Raw genomic sequence first — 20,845 nt, 5'->3', positions numbered from 1 at the left:
GCCGATGCACCATGTCTGATCTCACTCTGCTTGAGCGCCACAGGTGGCGCTTCTTCCCCATTTGGCAGCGCAACTTTCTGGTGTGGAAGAAGCTCGCCATTCCCAGTCTGATCGGCAATATCGCGGAGCCTCTGATCACCCTTTTGGCCTTTGGGTTTGGCGTGGGCGCCCTGGTCGGCACGGTTCATGGCGTGCCCTACATCCAGTTTCTCGCTTCCGGCGCGATCTGCATGAGCGTGATGATGGCCGCGAGTTTCGAGGCGCTGTATTCCGCGTTTTCACGCATGCATGTGCAAAAAACCTGGGACGCCATCCGCGTCACCCCCACCTCTCTCGACGACGTGCTGCTGGGCGAACTCACCTGGGCGGCGACCAAGTCCGTGTTCAGCGGCGTGGCCATTCTTGCGGTCATCGTGGTTCTGGGCATCAGCCGGCAGTGGACGCTGCTCATCGCGCTGCCCTTGCTGCTGCTCACCGGGCTGGTGTTTTCCGCCATCGGTCTCATCGTCAACGCCAAGGCGCGCGGCTATGATTTTTTCACCTACTACTTCACCCTGGTGCTCACGCCGATGACGTTTCTGTCCGGCGTTTATTTTCCGCTGACCGCGCTGCCGCAGCCGCTGCAGTGGCTGGCGCAGGTGCTGCCCCTGAACGCCGCAGTCGAACTGGTGCGCCCGCTGTTTTTCGGACAATTCGACCCGCAGGGGGGGCTGCATCTGGCCGTGCTGGTGTTTGATTTGCTGCTGGCTTGGTGGGTGGCGCGCACGCTGACGCAGAGACGCTTTCGGGCCTGAGGGCGCCCCAGCTCCGATGCCGGGTAATTCAGCGAGTGCAGCAGGGCAAGCCCTAAGGCATTCAAATATGCCACTGGACTTATATTTCAACTTCCACACGCTGCGCGACGCCTGACGGGCTGTCAGGATTTCACGCGGCACGCGACCAAACGATAAGACAAGGGAGACCGTTCATGCGCCACAGCATTCCATCCACTTCGCGAGCACCGCGTTTCTGGGCCGGGCTCAGTCGGGCTCTGCTGGGTTTTTTCCTGCTCTGGGCCGGCGTTTTGCAGCCCATGGCGCACGCTCAGCAGGCGGATTTCCTGCCGCCGGACGAAGCCTTCCAGTTCACCGCCAAAGTGCAGGATGCCAAGACGGTGCTGCTGCAGTTCAAGGCGCACGACGGGTATTACCTGTACCAGGAGCGGTTTCATTTCGAGTCGCAGACACCGGGCGTGGAACTCGGCAAGCCAGAATTTCCCCCGGCACACAAAATTTTCGATAAGAACCTCGGCCACGAGGTGTTTCACTACCGCGGACTAGTGCCGATTCCCCTACCCGTGCTCAAGGCACCGGCCACCTTCAAGATGTTGGTGACGTATCAGGGCTGCGCCGACGCGGGGCTTTGCTATCCGCCAATCGAAAAGCTCGCCACCGTCAGTCTTGGCGGGTTTGGCGGCAACGGAACGGTGAGCATTTCCGAACCCGATGACGAAAGCGGTAGCGCACCCGCGACAAGCGGCAGCGGAGCCAGCGGCTTGGTACAGGGCTTGATGGCTGGCGCCAGCGCAGCACAACCGGCGGCGGCCTCGGCCTCTGCCACGACCGCGCCAGCTCCGGCTGCGACGGCATCGGCCGTCGCCGCCCCGGCTGCTGCGGCCGCTGTCGCCCAGGGTGGCGATTCGTCGCGCATTGGTCAGGCGCTGGCGTCGGGCAGCCTGCTCAGCATCATTCCCATGTTCCTGGTGTTCGGTCTGCTGCTGGCCTTCACGCCTTGCGTGCTGCCGATGATTCCCATTCTGTCGAGCATCATCGTGGGGCAGGGTGACAAAGTGTCCCGGGGGCGCGGCTTCGCCCTGGCCGTGGCTTATTCGCTGGGTATGGCCATTGTGTACACGGCCTTCGGCGTGGCGGCCGGTCTGCTGGGCCAAGGGCTGGCGGCCTCGTTGCAGAACCCCTGGGTGCTGTCGGTCTTCGCCTTGTTGCTCGTGGTGCTGTCGCTGTCGATGTTCGGTTTCTACGAACTGCAAGTGCCCAGCAGTCTGCAGAGCAAGTTGTCGTCCACCTCCGACAAGATGCAGGGCGGACACTTCGCCGGGGTTTTCATCATGGGCGGCATTTCGGCGCTCATCGTCGGGCCCTGCGTGGCCGCGCCGCTGGCTGGTGCCCTGCTCTACATCAGCCAGACCGGCAACGCGCTCATCGGTGGGGTGGCGCTGTTCTCGCTGGCGGCGGGCATGAGCGTGCCTTTGCTGCTGGTCGGGCTGGGCGCGGGCACTTTGCTGCCCAAGGCGGGCGGATGGATGGATGGCGTCAAGGCCTTCTTCGGTGTGCTGCTCATCGCCACCGCGCTGTACATGATCGCCCCGGTTCTGCCGACCTGGCTGCTGATGGTGCTGTGGGCGCTGCTTTTGCTCATCAGCGCCAGCTTCCTGCGAGTGTTTGACCGGCTTCCCGACGAGGTTTCGGGCTGGAAGCGGCTGTTCAAGGGCTTCGGTGTGGCGTTGGCCGTGGCGGGCGCGGCGCTGATCGTCGGTCTGGCGGCGGGCAACCGTAATCTGCTGCAGCCGCTAGCCGGGCTGGGCGGCGGCGCAGCGGGCGCTGTGAGCGCCGCGCCTGCGGTGCAGTTTCAGCGCATTCACACGGTGGCCGATCTCGACCGTGTGGTCGCCAGCAGCAGCAAGCCCGTGATGCTCGACTTCTACGCCGACTGGTGCGTGTCGTGCAAGGAAATGGAGCACTTCACCTTCACCGATCCTGCAGTGGCGCAACAGTTGGCGGGCTTTACGCTGATTCAGGCCGACGTGACGAACAACACGGCCGACGACAAGGCGTTGCTCAAGCGTTTCCAACTGTTCGGCCCGCCGGGCATCATCTTTTTCAAGAGCGGCAAGGAAGTGGGCCGCGTGGTGGGCTTCGAGGATGCCAAGACCTTCCTGGCATCGATGCAGCGCGCGGGGGTTTGAGCGCGTTGTTTCGACGCTTGGCAGAGATTCAGTGCGCTGCGCCGCGGCCGTAGCTGTGGCGGTGTGACGCGCGCACTGCGCTGATCCACTGCTGCCAGACCGGGTTCGGTGTCCAGATTTGCAACATCGGCCACGACGCTTGTTCTTCGGTTTCGCCACGAATGAGCAGGCGGTAAAGATAGACGAAGGCCGAGGCCCGCATATTTTTTGCGCAATGCAGCCAGACAGGTTGTTGCCCGAGCGCAGCCATCACCCCGGCGAACTGCTCAAACTGCACAGGTTTCGGCGCGTCCCACAGCACCGGGATGTGCACATAGTTCATTCCCAAGGACGTCACCTGCTCGGCTTCGCCGGACAAGGCCTTGGAAGACGTCGGCAGCGCGAGGTTGATGACCGTGGCCACGCCCAGAGCAGGCAGGCGGGCAATGTCGGCGACGCTGAGCTGGCCCGAGCACCAAAGACCTTCGAATGCCGCGAAGGTGTTTTCGGCGTCAAAGCGCAGCGGCGCTGACTCGCTCACGCTGCGGCTACCTCCACCAGGCAGTCGTAGAAGCACGGCCCATTGCCCAAATCGGTCAGGCGCTGGTGGGTGAGGGCATTGACGTTGTTGCCATCGGCAGAGAGCTTGCGCCACCAGATGCCTAAAGCGACGATCTGGCCAGGGCGGGTGCGCGAGCTCAGGCGGGCGCGGGTGAGGGTGGCGCCGCGGTCGTTGAAGGTGCGCACCATCTGGCCGTCGGCAATGCCGCGCGCTACAGCATCATCCGGGTGGAGCAGCAGCAGCGGTTCGCCTTCGAGATTGCGCAGGCTGTCGACGTTGACAAAGCTGGAGTTGAGGAAGTTGCGCGCCGGGGGCGAGATCATCGCCAGCGGGTAGCGCGTGGCGAGCTCCGGTGCAGAGGCGACAGACTCGTAGGGCAGCAGCACCTCGGGCAAGGGGTCGCGCCCGGCATCCGCTTCGCGTTGTGACCAGAATTCGCACTTGCCCGAAGGCGTGGGAAAGCCGCCGTGTGCAAACGGGGCGGCGGCGCCCGGCAGCTTGGCCCAGCCGCTGGCCCGCAATTGCTCCCAGGTGATGCCACCGTTGCGCGGATCGGGGGCGATGGCTTGCGCTGCGATCTGCTCATCGCTTTCGGCAAAGCACGGTTCGGTGTAGCCCATGCGCGCGGCCAGTAACCGGAAGATTTCGGTATTCGGCTTGGCTTGCCCCAGTGGCGCAATGGCCGGGTTGTTCGCCATCCAGTAGCGATGGCCGTAGGCCTTGTGCACGTCGAGATGTTCGAGCTGGGTGGTGGCGGGCAGCAGGTAGTCGGCGTAGTCGGCGGTATCGGTCTGGAAGTGCTCCAGCACCACGGTGAACAGATCGTCGCGGGCGAACCCGGCGCGCACCTTGTTGCCCTCGGGCGCAACCGCTAGCGGATTGCTGTTGTAGACGATCACGGCTTCGACTTTCGGGCCGAATTCGGCTGAGCCCGGCCGCAGCAGATCGTCGCCGATGGTCACCATATTGAGGGTGCGCGGGGCGCGTCCGGCCAGCAGATCGGGACGTTCCAGCGCGGCGCCGTTGGCGGCGAAATGATTGGAGCTCGACATCAGCAGGCCGCCGGCATCGTGCCGCCAGGCGCCCACGAGCGCCGGCAGGCAGGCGATGGTGCGCACCGCATTGGCGCCGCCGCGCACGCGCTGCAAGCCGTAGTTCATACGGATGGCTGCCGGGGTGAGCGTGCCGTAATCGCGCGCCAGTTGGCGGATTTGCTCGGCGGGAACGCCGCAGACCTCGGCCGCACGCTCGGGCGGCCACTCCAGCGCGCGTTCACGCAGTGCGGCAAAGCCTACGGTGTGCTGCGAGATGTAGTCGTGATCGAGCCAGTCGTGCGCGATGAGTTCGTGCATCAGGGCATAGGCCAGCGCGGCGTCGGTGCCGGGACGCAGTTGCACATGGTCGTGGCACTTCTCGGCGGTGTCGTTGCGCCAGGGGTCGATGCACACCAGCTTGGCGCCATTGCGCTTGGCGCGCTGCGCGTAAGTCCAGAAATGCAGATTGCTGGTGATGCTGTTGCTGCCCCAGATGAGGATGAGCTTGCTGTGTTCGAACTGCTCGACGTCCAGCCCCATCTTGCCGCCGATGACCGCCTTGAGTCCGGCCTCGCCCGCGGTGGAGCAAATGGTGCGGTCGAGCAGGCTGGCGCCGAGCTTGTGAAAAAAGCGCGCCGCCATGCTTTCGCTCTGTACGAAACCCAGCGTGCCGCCGTAGGAATAGGGCAGGATGGCCTGCGGGTCACGGGCGGCAATCTCCTTGAGCCGCTCGGCGATGTCGTCCAGCGCTTCGTTCCAGCTCACCGGGGCGAACTGGCCGCTGCCTTTGGGGCCGACTCGCTTCATCGGCTGCAGCAAGCGGTCTGGGTGATAGGTGCGCTCGGTATAGCGCGAGACCTTGGCGCACAGCGCGCCGTGCGTGGTGGGATGGTCGGGGTCGCCGCGCACGCTGATGGCCACGCCATCTCGCACGGTGACGAGCAGGGCGCAGGTGTCGGGGCAGTCGTGCGGGCAGGCGGCGCGCACGAGGGTGTCTTGGGCGGAGACTGCGTTGGAAGAGTCGGGCATGGCGACGGTTTTTGAAGTCAGGGAGTCAGTCCGCGAGTTTAGGCGGCAAATCCCCTGATCGCAGTTTGCGGTTGACAAAGTGGCGAGAATCGGAAATAGTACGACCGTTCGTTTTTTATCAATCCCTCCCGCACACGACAAAAATGACCGCCAGCCACTCCCCGATCTCTCCGCGCCGAGCGCTGCACCGCACGGCGGGCTCCGAAACGGCGGCAAAAGCGGCGGCAAAACGCAGCGTGAGCGCCAGTCTGCCAGTTGAGCCGGGCAGCAGCGGTTCGGCCAAGGGGCGGCAGACGCGGCAGGCCATCATCGACTGCGCGCTGCAGATGGCCGGGCGCATCGGCCTGGAGGGTTTGTCCATCGGGGTGCTTGCCGACCGCATGGAAATGAGCAAATCAGGGGTATTCGCGCATTTCGGTTCGCGCGAAGAGTTGCAGATCGCGGTTATCCGCCACTATCACGACCAGTTCGAGCAAGAGGTGTTTTACCGCGCCATCGAGCAGCCGCGCGGCATGCCGCGTCTGGCGGCCATGGTGCAGCGCTGGCTGCAGCGGGTGAGCGTGGAAATGGAGACCGGCTGCATCTACATCTCCAGCGCGGTCGAATTCGACGACCGCCCGGGCACGGTGCGCGATGCGCTGGTCGCCATGATCCAGACCTGGCACGACGCGGTGCGCCGCGCCATCGTTCAGGCGATCGAAATGGGACATCTCAAGCCCGACACCGATCCGCAACAGCTCATGTTCCAGATTCACGGCTACATCCTGGCGCTGCATCACGATGCCCGGCTGCTCAGGTTGCCCAATAGCCTGGAACTGGCCTGCCGCAGTCTTGACGCGCTGCTGCGCGACCACGCCACGCCCGAAGGCTTGCCCCTGCTTTTGCCTTGTCTGGCCAAGGAGCACCCCGCAAGCGACTCCGCCCCCCATTGAGCGCGTTTCCAGTCCATTTTCAGCCCATTTTCAGCCCGTTTTTCGATTCACGATTTTCAGGAGACAGTTATGCCCCAATACACCCCGCCGTTGCGCGATATGCAGTTCGTCATGCACGAAGTCCTCGACGCCACCACCCTGCTCAAAGAGCTGCCGCCGTATGCCGAGGTCGATGCCGACCTGATCAACCAAGTGTGCGAAGAGGCGGGCAAGTTTTGCAGCGAAGTGCTGCAGCCGCTCAACGCCAGCGGTGATGCCGAGGGCTGCCATTACGACGCCGCCACGCGCACCGTGACCACGCCCAAGGGTTTCAAGGCGGCGTGGGATCAGTTCGTGCAGGCCGGTTGGACTTCGCTGACGGCGGACGCCGAATTCGGTGGCCAGGGCCTGCCGCACCTGGTGGGCAGCGCGGTGCACGAGATGCAGAACGCCGCCAATCAAGCCTGGACCATGTACCCCGGCCTGACGCAGGGCGTGACCGAATTGCTGAACGCGCATGGCAGCGCCGAGCAGAAGGCGCTCTACATGCCCAAGCTGGTTGCGGGCGAATGGACCGGCACCATGTGCCTGACCGAGCCGCATTGCGGCACCGACCTCGGCCTGATTCGCACCAAGGCCGTGCCGCAGGCCGACGGCAGCTACAAGCTCACCGGACAGAAAATTTTCATCTCCAGTGGCGAACACGACCTGGCGGACAACATCATTCACATGGTGCTGGCCAAGCTGCCGGACGCGCCCGAGGGCAGCAAGGGGATTTCGCTGTTCATCGTGCCCAAGTTCGTGCCTACCGCCGATGCGGGCGTGGGCGAGCGCAACGGCATTTTCTGCTCCGGCATCGAGCACAAGATGGGCATTCACGCCAACTCCACCTGCCAGATGACCCTCGAAGACGCCACCGGCTGGATGGTGGGCGAGCCCAACAAGGGTCTGGCGGCCATGTTCGTGATGATGAACGGCGCGCGCCTTGGCGTCGGCATGCAGTCGCTCGGGCTGACTGAGGTGGCCTATCAGAACGCGCTGGCCTACGCTCGCGACCGGCTGCAGATGCGTGCGCTCACCGGGCCGAAGGCGCCCGACAAACCGGCCGATCCCATTTTGGTGCACCCCGACGTGCGCCGCATGTTGCTCACCGCGCGCGCCTGGGCCGAAGGCGGGCGTTTTCTGGCGTACTGGATTTCGCTGCTGCTCGACCAGTCGCTGCACCACCCGGACGCCGAGGTACGCAAGGACGCCGACGACCTGGTCTCGCTGCTCACCCCCATCGTCAAGGCCTTCATCACCGACAACGGTCTGCAGGCCACCAACGAATGCCTGCAGGTGTTCGGCGGGCACGGCTACATCCGCGAATGGGGCATGGAGCAATTCGTGCGCGACGCCCGCATCAACCTGATCTATGAGGGCACCAACACCATTCAGTCGCTCGACCTGCTGGGCCGCAAAGTGTTGATGGACGGCGGGGCGCGGCTGCGCAAGTTCGGCAAGATCCTGACCGATTTCATCGAAGAAGAGGGCGTCAACGAGGCCATGCAAGAGTTCGTCAACCCGCTGGCCGATCTGGCCGACAAGGTGCAGAAGCTCACCATGGAGCTCGGCATGAAGGCCATGGCCGACAAGGACGAAGTCGGCGCGGCCGCCGTGCCGTATTTGCGCGTGGCCGGTCATGTGGTGTTTGCCTACGCCTTCGCCCGCATGGCGCAGGTGGCGCAGCGCAAGATTGCTGAAGGCGACGACTCGCCCTTCTACCAAGCCAAGCTGCAGACGGCGCGCTTTTACTTCGGGCGCCTATATCCCGAATCCGCCGCCGCGATCCGCATGGCACGCAGTGGCGCAAAGAACTTGATGGACACCGAGGCGGTGTTCGCCTGAATCCCCCGAAGGAGCTGACATGACACAGACGATACACATCCGCAAAGTCGCCGTTCTCGGCGCTGGTGTGATGGGCGCGCAGATCGCCGCCCATTGCATCAACGCCCGGGTGCCGGTGGTGCTGTTCGACCTGCCTGCCAAAGAAGGCAGCAAGAACGGTATCGTGACCAAGGCCGTGGCCAACCTCAAGAAACTCAGCCCGGCGCCGCTGGGCGACGCGGCCGAGGCCGGCCTGATCACCGAAGCCAACTACGAGACCGACCTCGAACTGCTGCAGGGCTGCGATCTGGTGATCGAGGCCATTGCCGAGCGCATGGACTGGAAGCACGATCTATACAAAAAGGTCACGCCGCATCTGGGTGCGAACACCATCTTCGCCTCCAACACCTCGGGCCTGTCGATCACCGCTTTGTCGGCAGGGTTCGACGCCGAATTGCGCCGCCGCTTCTGCGGTGTGCATTTCTTCAACCCGCCGCGCTATATGCATCTGGTGGAACTCATTCCCACCGCAGACACCGACGGCGCCATTCTCGACCGGCTCGAAACCTTCCTCACCACCACGCTGGGCAAGGGCGTGGTGCGCGCCAAGGACACACCGAACTTTGTCGCCAACCGCGTGGGCGTGTTCTCCATTCTGGCGGTGATCAAGGAGGGTGAGAAATTCGGGCTCGGCTTTGACGTCATCGACGATCTCACCGGCAGCAAACTCGGCCGTGCCAAGAGCGCGACCTTCCGCACCTCCGACGTGGTCGGCCTGGACACCATGGCCCACGTCATCAAGACCATGCAGGACACCCTGCCCGCGGATAAAGACCCCTTCGCCGCGCTCTATGCCACCCCGCCCGTGCTGGCTACGCTGGTCGCCAACGGCGCGTTGGGGCAGAAGAGTGGCGCCGGTTTCTACAAAAAAGTCGGGCGCGACATTCTGAAGTTCGACCCCGCCAAGGGCGACTATGTGCCGGGCGGCGGCAAGGCCGACGAGATCGTGGTGCGCATGCTGAAAAAACCCGCGGCCGAGCGTTTCAAGCTGCTGCGCGAATCGAGCAATCCGCAGGCGCAGTTCCTGTGGAGCATTTTCCGCGACGTGTGGCATTACGTGGCCCTGCATCTGGCCGACATTGCCGACAACGCCCGCGATCTCGACTTCGCCATCCGCTGGGGCTTCGGCTGGAACGAAGGCCCGTTCGAAAGCTGGCAGGCCGCAGGCTGGAAGCAGATCGCCGACTGGATCAGCGAAGACATCGCCGCAGGCAAGACGCTGTGCAGCGCACCGCTGCCCGCCTGGGTGAGCCAGGTGGACGGCGTGCACAAACCCGAGGGCTCCTACTCGGCGGCAAAGAACGCCTACATCGGCCGCTCTAAGCTGCCGGTCTATGCCCGCCAGCCGTTCAAGCAGGCCGTGCTGGGCGAGAACGCGCCCGACCCGCGCACTGCGGGCAACACCGTGTTCGAGGATGAGTCGATCCGCCTGTGGACGGCGCCCGGCGCCGACGATGTGCTGGTCGCCAGCTTCAAGACCAAGATGAACACCATCGGGCCCGGGGTCATCTCCGGGCTGCACAAGGCGGTGGAACTGGCCGAAGGCCGCTACAAGGGCGTAGTGGTCTGGCAGCCGACCTCATTGTCGGGCGGGCCGTTCAGTGCCGGGGCCGATCTGCAGTCGATGATGCCCGCCTTCATGGCCGGTGGCCCCAAGGCCATAGAGCCGGAAGAAAAAAAGTTACAGGATCTGATGCTCACCCTGCGCTACGCCCAGGTGCCCGTGGTGGCCGCAGTCAGCGGCATCGCCCTGGGCGGAGGCACCGAGCTGAGCGTGTACTGCGCCAAACGCGTGGTGCATTTCGAGAGCTATATGGGCCTGGTGGAAATGGGCGTGGGCCTGATTCCGGGCGGCGGCGGCCTTACCTATCTGGCGCGACGTGCTGCAGAGCAGGCGCAGGGCGGTGACATTCTGCATTTCCTCAAGACGGGCTTCCAGGCTGCGGCCATGGCCACGGTAGGCAAGTCGGCGCTGGAAAGCCGCAATCTGGGCTATCTGCTGCCCAGCGACGCCATCGTCATGCATGCCCATGAACTGCTGCATGTGGCCGTGGGCCAGGCGCGGGCGATGTTCGACGCGGGCTATCGTCCGCCGATGCCGGGCCAGACTTTCCCGGTGCTCGGACGCAACGGCATCGCCACCATCCGCGCGCAACTGGTCAACCTGCGCGACGGTGGCTTCATCTCCGCCTACGACGACGAAATCGCCACCCGCATCGCCACCGTGCTGTGCGGCGGCGATGTGGAAGAGGGCGCTCCGGCCGACGAGGCCACGCTGATGGCGCTGGAACGCAAGCACTTTTGCGAACTGCTCGGCCAGGGCAAGACCCAGGAACGCATCATGGGCATGTTGCAGACCGGCAAGCCGGTGCGTAACTGATCCGCCACCAGGAGAACAACATGAGCAAACAAGTTCAAGACGCCTACATCGTTGCCGCCACCCGCACCCCGGTGGGCAAGGCCCCTCGCGGGCTGCTGAAAAACTATCGTTCCGACGACCTGCTGGTGCACGTCATGCGTGCGGCATTGGCGCAGGTTCCCAATCTCGATCCCAAGCTGATCGAAGACGCCATCATCGGCTGCGCCATGCCGGAGGGCGACCAGGGCATGAATGTGGCGCGCATCGGCGCGCTGCTGTCCGGCCTGCCCGATACGGTGGGCGGCGTGACCGTCAACCGCTTCTGCGCGTCGGGCATCACGGCCATTCAGATGGCTGCCGACCGCATCCGCGTGGGCGAGGCCGATGTGATGATCGCCGGGGGCACCGAGAGCATGAGCCGTGTGCCCATGGGCGGTTTTCATCCCAGCTTCAATCCGGCCATCTTTGCCAACAACGAGCATGTGGGCATCGCCTATGGCATGGGCATGACGGCCGAGAAGGTGGCGCAGCAGTGGAAGGTGAGCCGCGAGGAGCAGGATGCCTTCGCGCTGGCCTCGCATCAGAAGGCGCTGGCGGGCATTGCCGCAGGCGAGTTCAACGAAGAAATCACCCCGCTGGACATCGTCGAGAAGTTTCCCCGTCTGGGCACCGCCGAGGTGGACATCAAGACCCGCAAGATGACCGTGGACGAAGGCCCTCGTGCCGACACCACGCTGGAAGCGCTGGCCCGGCTCAAGCCGGTGTTCGCGGCCAAGGGCAGCGTGACCGCGGGCAACAGCTCGCAGACCTCGGACGGCGCGGGCGCGCTCATTCTGGTGAGCGAGAAGATACTCAAACAGTTCAACCTCGTGCCGCTGGCGCGCTTTGTGAGTTTCGCCGTGCGCGGCGTGCCGCCCGAGATCATGGGTATCGGCCCGAAATTCGCCATTCCTGCGGCGCTGGAAAAAGCCGGGCTCAAGCTCGACGACATCGGCTGGATCGAACTCAACGAAGCCTTCGCCGCGCAGTCGCTCGCCGTGGTGAAAGATCTGGGCATCAACCCCGAAGTGCTCAACCCGCTGGGCGGTGCCATCGCCTGGGGCCACCCGCTGGGCGCCACCGGCGCGGTTCGCGCGGCCACGGCGATCTACGGCATGCGTCGCCGTAAGGCCAAATACAGTATGGTGACCATGTGCATCGGCACGGGGCAGGGCGCTGCGGGCATTTTCGAAAACGTCTGATTGCAGCCGTTTTCAGCCCTTCGGCCAAGGCCCGGGCTGACGCGCCCGGGTTTTTAATTGGGAGAAAACATCATGAGTCAGGTGCTGGTGGAATTGCGCAGCGGGGTGCTGCACATCGTGTTCAATCGCCCCGAAAAAAAGAATGCGCTGACCCTGGCGATGTACGAGGCGGCCAACGAGGCCTTCGAACGCGCCGCGACCGACGCGGATGTCAAGGCGGTGCTGATCGCAGGCGAAGGTGGCAGCTTCACCGCGGGCAACGATCTGCAGGACTTTCTCTCCGCACCGCCGCAGGGTGAGGAGGCGCCGGTGCTGCAGTTTTTGCGCCATCTCGCCGGGTTGGACAAACCGCTGGTCGTAGCCGCCCAAGGCTTTGCCGTCGGCGTGGGCACGACGCTGCTGATGCATTGCGATCTGGTCTATGCCGCCGATGACGCGCAGTTCGTGCTGCCCTTCGTGCATTTGGGTCTGTGCCCCGAGGCGGCGTCCAGCCTGCTGCTGCCGCAGATCGCCGGTTACCAGCGCGCGGCGGAAAAGCTCTTGCTGGGCGAACCGTTCGATGCTGCCGAGGCCTTGAGCATGGGCCTGGTCAACCGCGTGCTGCCTATCGAAAATCTGCGTGAATTTGCCGTGGCGCAGGCCGAAAAATTCTCTCGTCTGCCTGCGCCCTCGGTGCGGGCGACCAAGCGCCTGCTCAAAGGCCTGGGCGATCAGGGGCCGCAGGCCGTGCTGGCGCGTATGCGCTCGGAGGAGGCGGTGTTTCAGGCGCTACTCGGCGCACCGGCCGCGCGTGAGGCGATGATGGCGTTTTTGCAAAAGCGCAAGCCCGACTTCTCGTCCATCACCTGAGTTTAAATTCCACCGGCGTAGCCGTTCTGTCGCCAGGCTTCGAACACGGCGACAGCGACCGAGTTCGACAGATTGAGACTGCGCTGGCCTTCGCGCATGGGCAGTCGCAGCCGTTGCGTCGGGGCGAATTGCTCGCGCACCGCATCGGACAGGCCGCGGGTTTCGGCGCCGAAGACAAAACAATCGCCCGGCTCGAAGCGCACGGAGCCGATCAACCGACTGCCGCGCGTAGTGAAAGCGAACAGGCGCTCGGGGCGCGGCTGCAGCGTTTGCATCAACGCGTCCCAACTGCTGTGCGTTTGCAGCGTGGCGTATTCGTGATAGTCGAGCCCGGCGCGGCGGAGCTGTTTGTCATCCAGCGAAAAACCCAGCGGTTCAACCAGGTGCAGGGTGCAGCCGGTATTGGCGCACAGGCGGATGACGTTGCCAGTGTTGGGCGGAATTTCGGGCTCGACAAGAACGATGTGGAACATGGGTCGCAATGCGGAAGATCAGCGGAAGATCAGAGAGCGGAATCGCGAGGAGTGCGCAAGGCGATGGCGACCCAGACCGCAGCGGCGCCCTGGCGCAGCAGCACCCGGGTGGCTTCATGCAGCGTGGCGCCGGAGGTCATCACATCGTCCACCAGCAGCAGGGTCTGGCCATCCCAGCGGGTATCGCAGGCGTAGGCGCCGCGGATGTTGCGGCTGCGCGCGTCCAGCGGCAGGCTGCTTTGCGCGGCGCTGTGCCGCAGCCGCTGCAGCGTGTAGGCATCGCCAGGGCGGTTCAGCGTGGCAGCGATGCGCCGCGCCATTTCCCACGCGGGGTTGAAGCCGCGCTCCAGCAAGCGCTCGCGCGAAAGCGGTATGGGCAAAATATGGTCGGGCAGCGGCATGTCGCCTTGCGCCCAGCGCGCACCGATCAGGTCGCCAAACCAGCGGCCCAGCGCGGGTTCTGCGCCGAACTTCATGCGCAGAATGAACTGATCGTTGGGAAATCGATAGTAGCCCAGCGCCAGGGCGCCCGCCCACCGCGGGGGATGCAGCAGACACTGGCCGCAGACCTGCCCCTCATGCGCCACCGCCACCGCGCAGCGCGGGCAGCGTGGACGCAGGGGCAGGTCTTCATGCAGGCAATCGTCGCACAGCGGCTGACTGCTGCGCGCGTCGCAATGGGCGCAGCGACCGGGCCAGAGCGCAGACCAGCGCGAGGCAGGCAAAATAGGACGCTCAAGTGCGGACATCGCCGCACTATATCGCCCGCGCCTGCGGTGTCGCCGCCTTCGTCGCAGTCCCTTGAATAAAGCTGATGGATCGCCCCGATCAATTCTTTGCCGCACAACAACAGGCCCGCTGGCTGGCGGCTGCGGCCTGCGCGCGTGATCGCCTGGCGCGCTGGCCCGCGCCCTACATCTGGCAGGAAGCCGCGCGCCGCATGGCCGAACGTCTGCCTTTGCTGCGGGCGCAGGCGCAGCGCGTGCTCGACGCGGGCTGTGCCTGGGGCGATGGGCTCGACTTGCTGCAAAAGCAGTATCCCGACGCGCAGATTCTGGGTTACGAGCCCTCGCCCCTGCTGGCGCAACTGGCCTCGAAGCGGTTTGCTCGTGCGGGGCTGGCGCGTTGGTTCGGGCGACCGAGCAGGGTGCAGGTGCAGGCGGTGGATGCGGCAGACCCCGAATATCCCGCGCAGGCCGACGTGCTGTGGTCCAACCTCTATCTCGATTGGCACCATGACCGCATGCGGGTGCTCGAAGCCTGGCGGCGGCAGCTTCAGCCCGAAGGGGCGCTGTTTTTCACCACCTTCGGGCCCGACACGCTCAAGGAGCTTGGCGAGGTATGCCGTACCCTCGGCCATTCCTCGCAGCCCATGGCGTTCACCGACATGCACGACTTGGGCGACGAACTGGTGCAGGCCGGTTTTGCCGACCCGGTGATGGATATGGAGATGGTGCGCATGACCTGGCCGTCGGCGCAGGCGGCGCTGACCGAGCTGCGTGCCCTCGGCGCCGTGCCTCACGCCGCGCAGTCGCGGGGCCTGCGAACGCCGCGGGCCTGGCAGGCGTTGGTCGATGCCTTGAATGCCACAGAGCAGGCGGATGGCCGCGTCACCCTGACCTTCGAGCTGGTCTATGGGCACGCTTTTCGCCCGCGCACCGAGCGGGCACGGGCTGGAGAGGCCACTTTCGGAGTCGAGCAATTGCGCAACACTGCGCGTCAACCCGGATTGCCGACCCGTACCCATCGGGGCTAAAACTGCGGCAAATCGTCGCGATGGATGGCGATCACATAGATGGATCGAAATGTAACGCGCCCATCTTGATCTCACGCAAAATCAGATCAACTGATGCCGTGATTTTTGATGCGTCATTCTGTCGCACCTATAATCGTTCACTCATATAGACCCGTCATGGCTTGGCTCAGATGCCGGGTTGTGACCCCGATTGACGCAAATGCACCACGCTGATCTTCCGCAAAGCGCATCCAACCTCCCGCCGCAGGATGTCCCTGCAGCCGAGGCTGAGGTGGCGCTTGAGCAGTCGTCTGGCCAAGCGCCTGATCGGGAGGCAGGCGAGGGCTGGATGCGCGACTGGGTGTTCCGCCGTAACTGCTCTATGTCGCCGCGACAGCTGATTGTGTTTTACGCCTCGCTGTGCGTGGTGTCGCTGATCGTGGCGTCTATCGCGTGGGACGTGGGCGGGTCGCTGGTGTTGCCGTTCACCGGCGTTGAGCTGGGGTCGGTGGCGCTGGCGCTGGTGGTGTATGGGCGTCATGCCACGGACCGCGAACGAGTGCGTCTGTCGACGCAGCAGTTGCAGGTCGAGTGGGAAAACGCGGGTGTGGTGCAGTCGGTCAGCTTCAATCCGCATTGGGTGCGGGTGTCGCTGCCAGAAAGCGGGCTGGTTGAAGTGTCTTCGGCTGGTCGCACGGTTTACATCGGCCGGTATTCGCGCCCCGAGCGGCGTGCCGTGCTGGCAAAAGATTTGAGGGCCGCGTTGCGGGCCCTTTGAAGTGTTTTAGGGACGAGACCAATTCTTAGAGTGGGGCGACATGAAAGCAATACATCAAATCCGTCTGGCCACCGCAGCATCGCTGCTGGGCGTCATGGGCGCGGCCCATGCCGCAGTGGAAAGTCTGCCGGGTGGGCCGCAGGTGCTGGGGCTGTATTTCCAGAACCCGGTTTCGCCCATCGCCAAGCAGGAAAAATTCCTGATGGACATGATGCTCTGGGTCTGCCTGGGGATCGGTATCGTGGTGTTCGGGGCGATGTTCTATTCGGTATACAAGCACCGCAAATCCAAGGGCGCCGTAGCGGCCCACTTCCATGAAAGCACCAAGGTCGAGATTGCCTGGACGATCATTCCCATTCTGATCGTGATTGCCATCCTGATTCCGGCGACCCGTACCGTGATCGCGCAGGAAAACCACAGCGATTCCTTCATGACCGTCAAGGCGACGGGCGCGCAGTGGAAGTGGGGCTACGACTACATGGCCGGTCCGGGCAAGGGCATTTCTTTCTGGTCCACGCTGACCACGCCTTATTCGGAAATCTACGAAGGCAAGGATCTGCCCAGCAACTTCGTGCTGGCCGTCGATCACGAACTGGTCGTGCCGGTGGACAAAAAGATCAAGATTGTCACCACCTCGGATGACGTGCTGCACGGTTTCTATGTCAACTCGCTGGGTGTGCAGATGGATGCGATTCCCGGCTTCGTCCGCTCGACCTGGTTCACCGCCGAAAAGACCGGCACCTACTACGGGCAGTGTGCCCAGATTTGCGGCAAATACCACGCCTTCATGCCCATCGTGATCAAGGTCGTGACCCTGCCCGAATACGAGCAATGGGTCGCGCAGTGGAAAAAGGCGCATCCCGACAGCACCCCGCCAGCCGACGGCGCGGCGCCCAGCAAGACCTGAGCCGGTGTGGTGAGAGACAAACCCTAAAAGCGGCCGAGTTTAGAACGAAGTATCAACATTTTCTGGAATGGCAGGAAAGGAAAGCACTATGAGCGCAGTCATCGATCACGCACCGCCATCGGCTCACGCCGGTGATCATGCCCACGAACATCCGCACGGCTGGCGCCGTTGGCTGATGTCCACCAACCACAAAGACATCGGCACGATGTATCTGCTGTTTGCCTTGTGGATGCTGTTCGAGGGAGGCATTCTGGCCCTGGCGATTCGCACCGAGCTGTGGAAGCCGTATGTCTGGCTGCTGAACCCTGAGTTGTTCAACGCCTTCGGCACCATGCACGGCATCATGATGATCTTCGGTTCGGTCATGCCCGCGCTGGTGGGTTTTGCCAACTGGATGATTCCGCTGCAGATCGGTGCCCCCGACATGGCCTTCCCGCGGCTGAACAACCTCAGCTTCTGGCTGCTGATTCCCGCAGGCATTCTGCTGACGGCCTCGTTCTTCGTGCCAGGCGGCGCCCCGGGTGTGGGCTGGACGCTGTATGCCCCGCTCACCCTGCAGCAAGGTATGGGCATGGATCTGGTGATTTTCGCCATCCACCTCATGGGCGCTTCGTCGATCATGGGTTCGATCAACATCATCGTGACCATTCTCAATCTGCGCGCCCCTGGCATGACGCTGATGAAAATGCCGTTGTTCGTCTGGACCTGGTTGATCACCGCCTACCTGCTGCTGGCCATCATGCCGGTGCTGGCTGGCGCCGTCACCATGACCCTGACTGACCGCCACTTCGGCACCAGTTTCTTCAGTGCCACCGGCGGCGGTGACCCGGTGCTCTATCAGCATCTGTTCTGGTTCTTCGGCCACCCCGAGGTGTACGTGATGATTCTGCCGGTCTTCGGTATTGTCAGCTCCGTCATCCCGGCCTTCGCCCGCAAGCGTCTGTTCGGCTACAGCTCGATGGTGTATGCCTCGGCCTCCATCGCCATCCTGTCCTTCCTGGTCTGGGCGCACCACATGTTCACCGCGGGCATGCCCACGACCGGACAGCTGTTCTTCATGTACGCCACCATGTTGATCGCCGTTCCCACGGGCGTGAAGGTGTTCAACTGGGTGGCCACCATGTGGCGCGGTTCCATGACGTTTGAAACTCCCATGCTGTTCGCCGTGGGCTTCATTTTCGTGTTCACCCTGGGCGGTTTCACTGGCTTGATGCTGGCCATGGTGCCCATCGACACGCAGGTGCACAACACCTACTTCGTGATTGCGCACTTCCATTACGTGCTGGTCGCAGGTTCGCTGTTCGGTATCTTCATGGGCTTCTATTACTGGTCGCCCAAGTGGTCGGGTGTGATGTACAACGAAACCGCAGGCAAGATCCATTTCTGGACCTCGATGATCTCGTTCAACATCGCCTTCTTCCCGCAACACTTCCTGGGTCTGGCTGGCATGCCGCGTCGCTATGTGGCCTACCCGGTGCAGTTCACCGACTTCAACCAGATCTCCACCATCGGCGCCTGGCTGTTCGGTCTGTCACAGGCTTACTTCCTGTTCGCAGTGGTGATTCCAGTGTTGCGCGGCAAGGGCGAGAAAGCCCCTCAACGTCCCTGGGAAGGTGCGGAAGGTCTGGAATGGGAAGTTCCCTCCCCGGCGCCGTTCCACACTTATGAAACACCGCCCAAGCTGAATGCCGATGCCACCCGTGTGCTGGGTTATAACTGAGATCAGATATGAGTAATCGCCAACTTCCCCCGGAAAAACGCCGCCAGAATTTCAAAACGGCGATGATTATGGTCAGTATTGCCTTGGCGATTTACTTCGGTTATCTGATCAAGGCACAGGTTCTCGGTTTTTGACGAACGAGAGCGACAGGCCATCAGTACGGGTGCTGTCGCTCTCTCTTCATCAAGGAAATATGCCTTGAGCTCACCTTCTCAGCCTTCTTTCCTGCGCGCATTGGTTGCCGTACTCTGGTCTTTTGCCGGAATACGCAAATCGAGTGAGCGAAGTAAAGATTTTCAGAATGCAAAACCCGAGCACATCATTGCGGCAGGACTGTTGGCTGCTTTGGTCTTTGTGGTCGGACTGATATTGATAGTTAATTTAGTGATTTCAAGCGCGGCGCGCACATAACAGGAGGCAATATGGCATCTACAACCCAGCCCCATGGCTATTTTCTGCCTGGGCCTTCCGCATATCCCCTGCTGACGGCGGCGGGTTTGCTGGCGATGGCGTTTGGCGCAGGGCTCTGGTTCAATGGCGTACAGCACATGGAGTGGCTGCTGCTGGCCGGTTTCCTCTGGTTGGTGTATGTCGTTTACCACTGGTTCGGTCAGGCGATCGGTGAGAGCGAGGGCGGCAAACATAGCCAGCGCGTCGATACCTCCTTTCGCTGGAGCATGGCCTGGTTCATCTTCTCCGAGGTGATGTTCTTCGCCTCGTTCTTTGGCGCGCTGTATTACTCACGCGAATTTTCTCTGCCGGATCTCTCGGCCCTGCACAGCAAGATTCTGTGGCCGAATTTCACGGGAACCTGGCCGTCCACCGGTCCGGGCGGCTTGATTCCGTCCTTGCATGAGGCGCTAGGCCCTTGGCCTATTCCGACCATCAACACCGCACTGCTGCTGAGTTCTGGCGTCACGCTCACCATTTCTCACCATGCGCTGCGGGCATCGCATCGCGGTAAGGCTATTTTCTGGCTGTCACTGACGATTGCGCTTGGTGTGTTGTTCCTTTTCATGCAGGGCTATGAGTATCACCACGCTTACACCGTTGAGGGTGTGAAACTGACCTCAGGTATTTACGGTTCGACCTTTTTCATGCTGACCGGGTTTCACGGTTTCCACGTGTTTCTCGGTGCGACCATGTTGTCCGTAGTGCTGGTTCGCTTGATCAGGGGTAATTTCACTGCAGATCATCACTTCGCCTTCGAAGGCGCCGCCTGGTATTGGCACTTCGTCGACGTGGTCTGGTTGCTGCTGTACGTCTTGGTTTACTGGCTCTAAGCTCCACTCAGCAAAAAAATGCGCCGCATGTTGCGGCGCATTTTTGTTCGGGTTATTGCCCGACATCATGTGGGTGTATCCACCCCATCTTGTAGCTGATGATCAGAATCAAAAAAAGCAAGACCGAGAATCCCACCCGGAAAGTCAGTGCGTACACAGCGCGATTGCTTTTGCCCTTATCCTTCATCACAAAGAATAGGCCGGAAAACAGGCTGCCGATGATGAGCAGGAAGGCGATGGGGATCAGGATTTTCATGGTGCGGGCTTGTGCAGATGTCTAAACAGATTACCTCAGATTTCGGGATGCTGATGTCTGAGAAGGCCTTTGGCCCCAAAGAGTTGCTGATCATCATTTTGGGGCTGTTGGTGATCGGAGTGACGACGTCGCTCGGATTTTGGCAACTGGGCCGCGCGCACGAAAAAGAGGCGCTCAATTTGCAGATGGATCAGCGCGAAAAGGCGCATCCGCTGCAGATCGGTCAGGCCGAAGTTCGGCTCAGTCGGGATGTCTGGCGGCGCGCTGAAGCGCGTGGTGTGTTTGCCGAGCAGTGGACGATCTACCTGCAGAACCGACAGCAGAACGAGCAGGTGGGCTTCTGGGTGCTGACGCCCTTGAAGCTAGCAGGCAGCGATACTTATTTGATGGTGCTGCGCGGTTGGGTGCCGCGAAATTTTCAGGCGATGGACTTGATCAAGCCCTATAAAACGCCTCAAGGATTGACAGTGATCGATGGACTTATTGCCCCGCCGCCATCAGAATGGTTTTCGTTTTTTGCCGAGCCGCCGGGCCAGGTCATACGCCAGAACGTCAATCTGCAGAAGTACGCGGACTTTCATCACATCAAGCTTCTGCCCTTCGTGTTGAGACAGTCAGGCGACCTGCACGATGGACTTGGCAGGCAGTGGCCCGCAGCGAAAACCGGAGTCGGCACCAACTATGGCTATGCCGCGCAGTGGTTTGGCATGAGTGCCACGGGTGTGGTGTTACTGCTGTATTTTGTCTTTCAGCGTTTGCGCAAGACCAAGTCAAAGCGTGGCGCCGAAGGCCCGACTGCACCGCATGTGCTGTGACCGCACGTTCAGCCCTTAATTGACCG

At 62.6% G+C, this 20,845-nt stretch carries 20 protein-coding genes; 15 read left to right on the top strand and 5 right to left on the bottom strand.

Annotation, left to right across the window (positions count from 1 at the left end):
• The first annotated feature begins 11 nt into the window (after positions 1-11).
• Positions 12-794, top strand: coding sequence for an ABC transporter permease (locus THI_RS13880; protein WP_013106887.1), 783 nt, complete (start codon positions 12-14; stop codon positions 792-794).
• A gap of 173 nt (positions 795-967) precedes the next feature.
• On the top strand, positions 968-2,962 hold the full coding sequence (gene dsbD / locus THI_RS13875; protein ID WP_013106886.1) for a protein-disulfide reductase DsbD: 1,995 nt from the start codon (positions 968-970) through the stop codon (positions 2,960-2,962).
• Positions 2,963-2,990: 28 nt separating this feature from the next.
• Here dsbD and THI_RS13870 read toward each other — a convergent pair whose 3' ends face one another.
• Together THI_RS13870 and THI_RS13865 are read right to left on the bottom strand one after the other, a co-directional pair.
• A complete protein-coding gene (locus tag THI_RS13870; protein ID WP_013106885.1) occupies positions 2,991-3,482 on the bottom strand; it encodes a protein tyrosine phosphatase family protein in 492 nt (163 codons plus the stop codon).
• Complete coding sequence (locus tag THI_RS13865) at positions 3,479-5,566, bottom strand: molybdopterin-containing oxidoreductase family protein (RefSeq protein WP_013106884.1); 2,088 nt, start codon at positions 5,564-5,566, stop codon at positions 3,479-3,481. The genes THI_RS13870 and THI_RS13865 overlap by 4 nt, the downstream gene beginning before the upstream one ends.
• Positions 5,567-5,709: 143 nt before the next feature.
• Between THI_RS13865 and THI_RS13860 the strand changes: the two genes are divergently transcribed.
• The 5 genes from THI_RS13860 (at position 5,710) to THI_RS13840 (ending at position 12,852) form a co-directional block, all read left to right on the top strand.
• On the top strand, positions 5,710-6,498 hold the full coding sequence (locus tag THI_RS13860; RefSeq protein ID WP_141130604.1) for a TetR/AcrR family transcriptional regulator: 789 nt from the start codon (positions 5,710-5,712) through the stop codon (positions 6,496-6,498).
• 69 nt (positions 6,499-6,567) lie between these two features.
• A complete protein-coding gene (locus THI_RS13855) occupies positions 6,568-8,364 on the top strand; it encodes an acyl-CoA dehydrogenase C-terminal domain-containing protein (RefSeq protein WP_013106882.1) in 1,797 nt (598 codons plus the stop codon).
• Between the two features lie 19 nt (positions 8,365-8,383).
• On the top strand, positions 8,384-10,783 hold the full coding sequence (locus tag THI_RS13850; protein ID WP_013106881.1) for a 3-hydroxyacyl-CoA dehydrogenase/enoyl-CoA hydratase family protein: 2,400 nt from the start codon (positions 8,384-8,386) through the stop codon (positions 10,781-10,783).
• 20 nt (positions 10,784-10,803) lie between these two features.
• Positions 10,804-12,003, top strand: coding sequence for an acetyl-CoA C-acyltransferase (locus THI_RS13845; RefSeq protein ID WP_013106880.1), 1,200 nt, complete (start codon positions 10,804-10,806; stop codon positions 12,001-12,003).
• A gap of 72 nt (positions 12,004-12,075) precedes the next feature.
• Positions 12,076-12,852, top strand: a complete 777-nt coding sequence (locus THI_RS13840; protein WP_013106879.1) for an enoyl-CoA hydratase — start codon at positions 12,076-12,078, stop codon at positions 12,850-12,852.
• Between the two features lie 2 nt (positions 12,853-12,854).
• Here THI_RS13840 and trmL read toward each other — a convergent pair whose 3' ends face one another.
• Positions 12,855-13,325: a tRNA (uridine(34)/cytosine(34)/5-carboxymethylaminomethyluridine(34)-2'-O)-methyltransferase TrmL gene (trmL, locus tag THI_RS13835; RefSeq protein ID WP_013106878.1), complete on the bottom strand. Its 471-nt coding sequence runs from the start codon at positions 13,323-13,325 to the stop codon at positions 12,855-12,857.
• 29 nt (positions 13,326-13,354) lie between these two features.
• The gene (locus tag THI_RS13830; RefSeq protein ID WP_013106877.1) at positions 13,355-14,074 is read right to left on the bottom strand and encodes a ComF family protein; all 720 of its coding nucleotides are present in this window, start codon (positions 14,072-14,074) and stop codon (positions 13,355-13,357) included.
• A 65-nt stretch (positions 14,075-14,139) separates the two neighbouring features.
• Here THI_RS13830 and THI_RS13825 point away from each other — a divergent pair, with 65 nt between their 5' ends.
• The 7 genes from THI_RS13825 to THI_RS13805 all read left to right on the top strand — a co-directional run bounded on the left by THI_RS13825 (position 14,140) and on the right by THI_RS13805 (position 19,748).
• Complete coding sequence (locus THI_RS13825; protein ID WP_013106876.1) at positions 14,140-15,081, top strand: methyltransferase domain-containing protein; 942 nt, start codon at positions 14,140-14,142, stop codon at positions 15,079-15,081.
• A 199-nt stretch (positions 15,082-15,280) separates the two neighbouring features.
• On the top strand, positions 15,281-15,838 hold the full coding sequence (locus THI_RS13820; protein ID WP_013106875.1) for a DUF2244 domain-containing protein: 558 nt from the start codon (positions 15,281-15,283) through the stop codon (positions 15,836-15,838).
• 40 nt (positions 15,839-15,878) lie between these two features.
• A complete protein-coding gene (coxB, locus tag THI_RS13815; protein ID WP_013106874.1) occupies positions 15,879-16,745 on the top strand; it encodes a cytochrome c oxidase subunit II in 867 nt (288 codons plus the stop codon).
• Positions 16,746-16,833: 88 nt separating this feature from the next.
• Positions 16,834-18,465, top strand: a complete 1,632-nt coding sequence (ctaD, locus tag THI_RS13810) for a cytochrome c oxidase subunit I (protein ID WP_013106873.1) — start codon at positions 16,834-16,836, stop codon at positions 18,463-18,465.
• Positions 18,466-18,473: 8 nt separating this feature from the next.
• Positions 18,474-18,599, top strand: a complete 126-nt coding sequence (locus THI_RS19515; RefSeq protein WP_013124088.1) for a hypothetical protein — start codon at positions 18,474-18,476, stop codon at positions 18,597-18,599.
• Between the two features lie 64 nt (positions 18,600-18,663).
• Positions 18,664-18,876 carry a DUF2970 domain-containing protein gene (locus THI_RS18545; RefSeq protein ID WP_013106872.1) on the top strand — a complete coding sequence of 71 codons (213 nt, stop codon included), beginning with the start codon at positions 18,664-18,666 and terminating at the stop codon, positions 18,874-18,876.
• Positions 18,877-18,887: 11 nt separating this feature from the next.
• The gene (locus THI_RS13805) at positions 18,888-19,748 is read left to right on the top strand and encodes a cytochrome c oxidase subunit 3 (protein ID WP_013106871.1); all 861 of its coding nucleotides are present in this window, start codon (positions 18,888-18,890) and stop codon (positions 19,746-19,748) included.
• Positions 19,749-19,800: 52 nt separating this feature from the next.
• On the opposite strand, the gene THI_RS13800 is transcribed toward THI_RS13805, so the two are convergent.
• Positions 19,801-20,004: a twin transmembrane helix small protein gene (locus THI_RS13800; protein ID WP_013106870.1), complete on the bottom strand. Its 204-nt coding sequence runs from the start codon at positions 20,002-20,004 to the stop codon at positions 19,801-19,803.
• 17 nt (positions 20,005-20,021) lie between these two features.
• Between THI_RS13800 and THI_RS13795 the strand changes: the two genes are divergently transcribed.
• The gene (locus THI_RS13795) at positions 20,022-20,819 is read left to right on the top strand and encodes an SURF1 family protein (RefSeq protein WP_141130603.1); all 798 of its coding nucleotides are present in this window, start codon (positions 20,022-20,024) and stop codon (positions 20,817-20,819) included.
• Positions 20,820-20,845: the final 26 nt, after the last annotated feature.

It is taken from the genome of Thiomonas arsenitoxydans (assembly GCF_000253115.1).
In the GTDB taxonomy this organism is placed as follows: Bacteria; Pseudomonadota; Gammaproteobacteria; order Burkholderiales; family Burkholderiaceae_C; genus Thiomonas; species Thiomonas arsenitoxydans.
The sequence above is the reverse complement of the archived record's forward strand: the minus strand, read 5'-3'. Positions and strand labels throughout refer to the sequence as shown.

Coding starts and splice junctions, on each gene's coding strand:
- coxB (WP_013106874.1), top strand. CDS start 15,879: ATGAAAGCAATACATCAAATCCGTCTGGCCACCGCAGCATCGCTGCTG.
- trmL (WP_013106878.1), bottom strand. CDS start 13,325: ATGTTCCACATCGTTCTTGTCGAGCCCGAAATTCCGCCCAACACTGGC.
- THI_RS13865 (WP_013106884.1), bottom strand. CDS start 5,566: ATGCCCGACTCTTCCAACGCAGTCTCCGCCCAAGACACCCTCGTGCGC.
- THI_RS13855 (WP_013106882.1), top strand. CDS start 6,568: ATGCCCCAATACACCCCGCCGTTGCGCGATATGCAGTTCGTCATGCAC.
- dsbD (WP_013106886.1), top strand. CDS start 968: ATGCGCCACAGCATTCCATCCACTTCGCGAGCACCGCGTTTCTGGGCC.
- THI_RS13820 (WP_013106875.1), top strand. CDS start 15,281: ATGCACCACGCTGATCTTCCGCAAAGCGCATCCAACCTCCCGCCGCAG.
- THI_RS13860 (WP_141130604.1), top strand. CDS start 5,710: ATGACCGCCAGCCACTCCCCGATCTCTCCGCGCCGAGCGCTGCACCGC.
- THI_RS19515 (WP_013124088.1), top strand. CDS start 18,474: ATGAGTAATCGCCAACTTCCCCCGGAAAAACGCCGCCAGAATTTCAAA.
- THI_RS13840 (WP_013106879.1), top strand. CDS start 12,076: ATGAGTCAGGTGCTGGTGGAATTGCGCAGCGGGGTGCTGCACATCGTG.
- ctaD (WP_013106873.1), top strand. CDS start 16,834: ATGAGCGCAGTCATCGATCACGCACCGCCATCGGCTCACGCCGGTGAT.
- THI_RS13825 (WP_013106876.1), top strand. CDS start 14,140: ATGGATCGCCCCGATCAATTCTTTGCCGCACAACAACAGGCCCGCTGG.
- THI_RS13830 (WP_013106877.1), bottom strand. CDS start 14,074: ATGTCCGCACTTGAGCGTCCTATTTTGCCTGCCTCGCGCTGGTCTGCG.
- THI_RS13845 (WP_013106880.1), top strand. CDS start 10,804: ATGAGCAAACAAGTTCAAGACGCCTACATCGTTGCCGCCACCCGCACC.
- THI_RS13800 (WP_013106870.1), bottom strand. CDS start 20,004: ATGAAAATCCTGATCCCCATCGCCTTCCTGCTCATCATCGGCAGCCTG.
- THI_RS13850 (WP_013106881.1), top strand. CDS start 8,384: ATGACACAGACGATACACATCCGCAAAGTCGCCGTTCTCGGCGCTGGT.
- THI_RS13880 (WP_013106887.1), top strand. CDS start 12: ATGTCTGATCTCACTCTGCTTGAGCGCCACAGGTGGCGCTTCTTCCCC.
- THI_RS13805 (WP_013106871.1), top strand. CDS start 18,888: ATGGCATCTACAACCCAGCCCCATGGCTATTTTCTGCCTGGGCCTTCC.
- THI_RS13795 (WP_141130603.1), top strand. CDS start 20,022: ATGTCTAAACAGATTACCTCAGATTTCGGGATGCTGATGTCTGAGAAG.